Source organism: Pseudomonas sp. 18.1.10, assembly GCF_024655625.1.
Lineage (GTDB): Bacteria > Pseudomonadota > Gammaproteobacteria > Pseudomonadales > Pseudomonadaceae > Aquipseudomonas.
The window spans coordinates 1-5,612 of the sequence record NZ_JANLGL010000285.1; the positions used below are offsets into that span (position 1 = coordinate 1).

General features: G+C 60.4%; 5 protein-coding genes. 2 read left to right on the top strand and 3 right to left on the bottom strand.

Annotated elements, in window-relative coordinates:
- Window positions 1-65 precede the first annotated feature (65 nt).
- The 3 genes from NUV89_RS26925 to NUV89_RS26935 all read right to left on the bottom strand — a co-directional run bounded on the left by NUV89_RS26925 (window position 66) and on the right by NUV89_RS26935 (window position 3,416).
- A complete protein-coding gene (locus NUV89_RS26925; protein ID WP_017736274.1) occupies window positions 66-1,244 on the bottom strand; it encodes a VWA domain-containing protein in 1,179 nt (392 codons plus the stop codon).
- Window positions 1,244-2,089, bottom strand: coding sequence for a MoxR family ATPase (locus NUV89_RS26930; protein WP_003189627.1), 846 nt, complete (start codon window positions 2,087-2,089; stop codon window positions 1,244-1,246). The genes NUV89_RS26925 and NUV89_RS26930 overlap by 1 nt, the downstream gene beginning before the upstream one ends.
- Before the next feature lie 250 nt (window positions 2,090-2,339).
- The gene (locus NUV89_RS26935; RefSeq protein ID WP_257783704.1) at window positions 2,340-3,416 is read right to left on the bottom strand and encodes a DUF748 domain-containing protein; all 1,077 of its coding nucleotides are present in this window, start codon (window positions 3,414-3,416) and stop codon (window positions 2,340-2,342) included.
- A gap of 126 nt (window positions 3,417-3,542) precedes the next feature.
- On the opposite strand from NUV89_RS26935, the gene cysK reads away from it, so the two are divergent.
- A complete protein-coding gene (gene cysK, locus NUV89_RS26940) occupies window positions 3,543-4,517 on the top strand; it encodes a cysteine synthase A (protein ID WP_124528022.1) in 975 nt (324 codons plus the stop codon).
- Between the two features lie 85 nt (window positions 4,518-4,602).
- Window positions 4,603-5,538: an aspartyl/asparaginyl beta-hydroxylase domain-containing protein gene (locus NUV89_RS26945; RefSeq protein ID WP_017735303.1), complete on the top strand. Its 936-nt coding sequence runs from the start codon at window positions 4,603-4,605 to the stop codon at window positions 5,536-5,538.
- The last annotated feature ends 74 nt before the right edge of the window (window positions 5,539-5,612 follow it).

Consider the following 5,612-nt stretch of genomic DNA (forward strand, 5'->3'; position numbering starts at 1 on the left):
TGACACACCGTATTCGCGAGCAAGCCCGCTCCCACACAAGCCCGCTCCCACATTTGGATCTCCATCTACTTGGATAGAAAACGCATGCCTTCTTCCAACCCTCGAAGGGTCAGCGGATACATCTGATCCTCCACCAATTCCCGCACAATCCCCGTCGACGCCGTATACCCCCAGGTGTCCTTCGGATACGGGTTAATCCAGATCAGCTTCTTGTACTTGGCCATGAAGCGCTGCATCCACACATACCCCGGCTCTTCATTCCAATGCTCAACGCTGCCACCCGCCTGGGTGATCTCGTACGGCGCCATCGACGCATCGCCGATAAAGATCACTTTGTAGTCCGCGCCGTACTTGTGCAGCAGGTCCTGGGTGGAGGTGCGTTCCGAGGTGCGGCGTTGGTTGTTCTTCCACACAGATTCGTAGACGAAGTTATGGAAGTAGAAGTACTCCAGGTGCTTGAACTCGGTCTTGCACGCCGAGAACAGTTCTTCGCAGATCTTCACGTGGGCATCCATCGAGCCGCCGATGTCGAACAGCAACAGCAGCTTGATGGTGTTACGCCGCTCCGGGCGCATCTGGATATTCAGCAAGCCGGCATCGCGGGCGGTGTGGTCGATGGTGCCGTCGATGTCCAGCTCTTCGGCCGCACCCTGGCGCGCGAATTTGCGCAGGCGGCGCAGGGCGATCTTGATGTTGCGCGTGCCCAGTTCCACCTGGTCGTCGAGGTTCTTGTACTCGCGCTGGTCCCAGACTTTCACCGCCTTGCCCTGGCGCTTGCCCGCGTCGCCGACGCGAATGCCTTCCGGGTTGTAGCCACCGGAACCGAACGGGCTGGTGCCGCCGGTGCCGATCCACTTGTTGCCGCCGGCGTGGCGTTCCTTCTGTTCTTCCAGGCGCTTCTTGAATTCTTCGATCAGCTTGTCGAGGCCGCCGAGGGATTGGATCTGCGCGCGCTCTTCGTCGCTCAGCGAGCGTTCGAACTCCTTGCGCAGCCAGTCTTCGGGGATCAATGCCTGCAGGTGGTCGTCGAGTTTTTCCAGGCCATTGAAATAGGCGCCGAAGGCCCGGTCGAACTTGTCGAAGTGCCGCTCGTCCTTGACCAGGATCGCCCGGGCCAAGTAGTAGAACTCGTCCATGTCGGCGAAGGTCACGCGCATTTTCAGCGCGTTGATCAGGTCGAGCAGCTCGCGCACCGACACCGGCACCTTGGCGGCGCGCATCTCATTGAACAGGTTGAGCAGCATCAGCGATTACCGCGACGGCTCATGAACGCCAGACGCTCCAGCAACTGCACGTCTTGCTCGTTCTTCACCAAGGCGCCGGCCAGCGGCGGGATCGCTTTGGTTGGGTCGCGTTCGCGCAGTACGGCTTCGCCGATGTTGTCGGCCATCAGCAGCTTGAGCCAGTCCACCAGCTCGGAGGTGGACGGCTTTTTCTTCAGGCCGGGCACCTTGCGCACGTCGAAGAACACGTCCAGCGCTTCGCTGACCAGGTCCTTCTTGATGTCGGGGTAGTGCACGTCGACGATCTTTTGCAGGGTGGTGCGGTCTGGGAAGGCGATGTAGTGGAAGAAGCAGCGGCGCAGGAACGCGTCCGGCAGTTCTTTTTCGTTGTTGGAGGTAATGATGATGATCGGGCGTTTCTTCGCCTTGATGGTCTCGTCGATTTCGTAGACGTAGAACTCCATCTTGTCGAGCTCTTGCAGCAGGTCGTTGGGGAATTCGATGTCGGCCTTGTCGATTTCGTCGATCAGCAGGATCACCCGCTCTTCGGACTCGAAGGCTTCCCAGAGCTTGCCCTTTTTCAGGTAGTTGCGCACGTCGTGGACCTTGTCCACGCCCAGTTGCGAGTCGCGCAGGCGGCTCACCGCGTCGTACTCGTACAGGCCCTGGTGGGCCTTGGTGGTGGACTTGATGTGCCAGGTAATCAGCCTGGCGCCGAAGGATTCGGCCAGTTGCTCGGCGAGCATGGTCTTGCCGGTGCCGGGCTCGCCCTTGACCAGCAGCGGCCGCTCCAGGGTGATGGCGGCGTTGACGGCCAGTTTCAGGTCGTCGGTGGCAACGTAGGCCTGGGTGCCTTCGAACTTCATCGGTGTTTCCTCGCATTCATCAATGCCCGGACTATACCGCGCAGCCCCGGCGACTGTGAACGCAGACGGGCTATTCAGTCTCTGAATGGCGGGTCACGCCACAATCTGAATGTGTAGACGGACTTATTTGGGAGTGGGGCTTGTGTGGGAGCGGGCTTGCTCGCGAAGACGGAGTGTCAGTCACTGCAAATGTTGACTGAACCACCGCATTCGCGAGCAAGCCCGCTCCCACACAAACCAGTTTCCACAGTTAGTCCGCGCTGGGCTTGGGCTGTTCGTAGCGGGCATTGAACGCCTGGATGAAACCATTGCGCAAAATCGCCAAAAACGCACCGAACGCGCTGACATTTTGCTGGTGCACGTTACCGCTCAACTCGACACGCGTGGCGAACTGGTTTTTCTGCTGGTTCTTCAACACGGTCTCGCTGGTACCCACCACGGCCTCCCAGATCGAACGGAAGATGTTCTTATCCTTGTTTTCCACGTCCTGTTGCCAGTCGAACACTTCCACGTCCCGCAGCAGCGGCTTGATATAGCCGGTCAGTTGGCCTTTTTCCGCCTGGGCCTCGATCACCACGTCGCCGGTGCCGGCCTTGAAGTCGAACTTGCCGTAGGCCGAGGCGAAGGCGTTCATGCGCTTGAGCTGCAAATCCTTGGCGCGGAAACGGAACTCGAAGTTTTCGAAATTGCTCAACGGGTCAAAGGTCGCGCTGGCTTCCAGCGGCGCCTGGCCTTGCAGCAGGGCCTTGCCCTCGAAGCGGGCGTCGCGCTTGCCTTTGACGTCGACGATGTTGGTCAGGTTGTAGAAGCTGGCATTGACCTCGGTGGCGTTGATGTTCACCGGCGGCTTGGAGCTGAAATTGTGGAAGGCAATCTTGCCGTCTTCGATGCGCACTTCGTCGAGGGTGATCGGTGCCAGTTTGCTCAACTGCGCGCGCCAGTCGGTGCCTTTACCGGTCTGGGACGCCTGTTTGTTGGCGCCGCCGTCCACGAAGTTCACCTCAGGCTTGATAAACCGCACCTTGGCCACCACGGCACGGTCGGACCACAGCGCCTGCCAACTCACCGCCAGATCGATCAACGGCGCCTTGAGCAGCGGCACTGGCACCTTGCCATCGACCTTGATGATCTCCAGGCCGTTGATCTTGTAGGCGCCGCGCCACAAGGCGACGTCCACGTCGCTGACCTGGCCACGGTAGTCGCCCATGTCGGCGAGCTTGTCGTTCAGGTAGTTACGCACCAGATAGGGCAGGGCGAGGTCCAGGGCGACCAGCAGCACCACCAGCCCGGCGACGGTCCATAGCAGCCAGCTGTAGCGACGTTTCATTGGGGCATTCTCCATGTCTGTAGGAGATGGACTCTTAGGAGGTGCGCAACGTTCCTCGACTGGACGCGTTGCGACACGAGGCATACCCTTGGGGCCTTCCTGAATACCGCCAACATAGGACCCGTCATGAGCCGCATCTTTGCAGACAACGCGCACTCCATCGGTAACACGCCCCTGGTGCAGATCAACCGTATCGCCCCGCGTGGCGTGACCATCCTGGCCAAGATCGAAGGGCGTAACCCCGGTTACTCGGTGAAGTGCCGCATTGGCGCGAACATGATCTGGGACGCTGAAAGCACCGGCAAGCTCAAGCCGGGCATGACCATTGTCGAGCCGACGTCGGGCAATACCGGCATCGGCCTGGCGTTTGTCGCCGCCGCCCGTGGCTACAAGCTGCTGCTGACCATGCCGGCGTCCATGAGCATCGAGCGCCGCAAGGTGCTCAAGGCCCTCGGCGCCGAACTGGTGCTGACCGAACCGGCCAAGGGCATGAAAGGCGCCATCGAAAAAGCCGCTGAAATCGTCGCCAGCGACCCGGCCCAGTACTTTATGCCGGGCCAGTTCGAAAACCCGGCCAACCCGGCGATCCACGAAAAGACCACCGGCCCGGAAATCTGGAACGACACCGACGGCGCCGTGGATGTGCTGGTGGCCGGCGTGGGCACCGGTGGCACCATCACCGGCGTGTCGCGCTACATCAAGAACATCGCGGGCAAGCAGATCCTCTCGGTGGCGGTGGAGCCGATCGTGTCGCCGGTAATCACCCAGGCGCTGGCCGGTGAAGAAATCAAGCCGAGCCCGCACAAGATCCAGGGCATCGGCGCCGGCTTTGTGCCGAAAAACCTCGACCTGTCGATGGTTGACCGTGTCGAACTGGCCAGTGATGAAGAATCCAAGGCCATGGCCCTGCGCCTGATGCAGGAAGAGGGGATCTTGTGCGGTATCTCCTGCGGTGCGGCGATGGCCGTGGCCGTGCGCCTGGCGCAGAAGCCGGAGATGCAGGGCAAGACCATCGTGGTGATCCTGCCGGACTCCGGTGAGCGCTACCTGTCGAGCATGCTGTTCAGCGATCTGTTTACCGATCAGGAAAACCAGGCTTGATGTGTGTCAGCGCCGATACCTTGGGCCTTCTGCATAATGGCCCAAGTGTTTATGATGCCCGGCGCATTTTTCCAGGAGTTGCTGCATGACCTTTTCTTTGGCCGCCAAACTGTCGGTGTTGCTGTTGTTTATCGGCAGCACGCTGTACGTGCACCTGCGTGGCAAGGCGCGTTTGCCGCTGTTGCGCCAGTTCGTCAACCATTCGGCGCTGTTCGCTCCGTATAACGCCTTGATGTACCTGTTCTCGGCCGTGCCGTCCAAGCCGTACCTGGACCGCAGCAAGTTCCCCGAACTGGACGTGCTCAAGGACAACTGGGAAGTGATCCGCGAAGAGGCCATGCACCTGTTCGACGAGGGTTACATCCGCGCCGCCGAAAAGAACAACGACGCCGGTTTCGGTTCGTTCTTCAAGAAGGGCTGGAAGCGTTTCTACCTGAAGTGGTACGACAAACCACTGCCCTCGGCCGAGGCGCTGTGCCCGAAAACCGTGGCGCTGGTGAGCAGCATTCCCAACGTCAAGGGCGCGATGTTCGCGCTGTTGCCGGGCGGCAGCCACCTCAACCCGCACCGTGATCCGTTTGCCGGTTCGCTGCGTTATCACCTGGGCTTGTCCACGCCGAACTCCGACGCCTGCCGCATCTTTGTCGACGGCCAGGAGTACGCCTGGCGGGATGGCGATGACGTGATGTTCGATGAAACCTACGTGCACTGGGTGAAGAACGAGACCGAAACGACCCGCGTGATCCTGTTCTGCGACATCGAACGGCCCCTGAGCAATGGCTTCATGACCCGCGTCAACCGTTGGGTCAGCAAGCAACTGGGCCGCGCCACGGCGCCGCAGAACCTGGATGACGAGCGCGTCGGCGGGATCAACCAGGCGTATGCCTGGAGCAAGACCTTCAGTGACAAGTTCAGTGGTGTGGTGAAGCAGTGGAAGCGCAAGCATCCCAAGGCTTATCGGATTGCGCGGCCGGTGTTGGCGGTGGTGGTGCTGGTGTTGCTGTGGAAATGGTTGTTCTGACCGGAGCGCGGTCAGAAATGTGGGAGCGGGCTTGCTCGCGAATGCGGTGGATCAGTCGAAATATCTGTGACTGA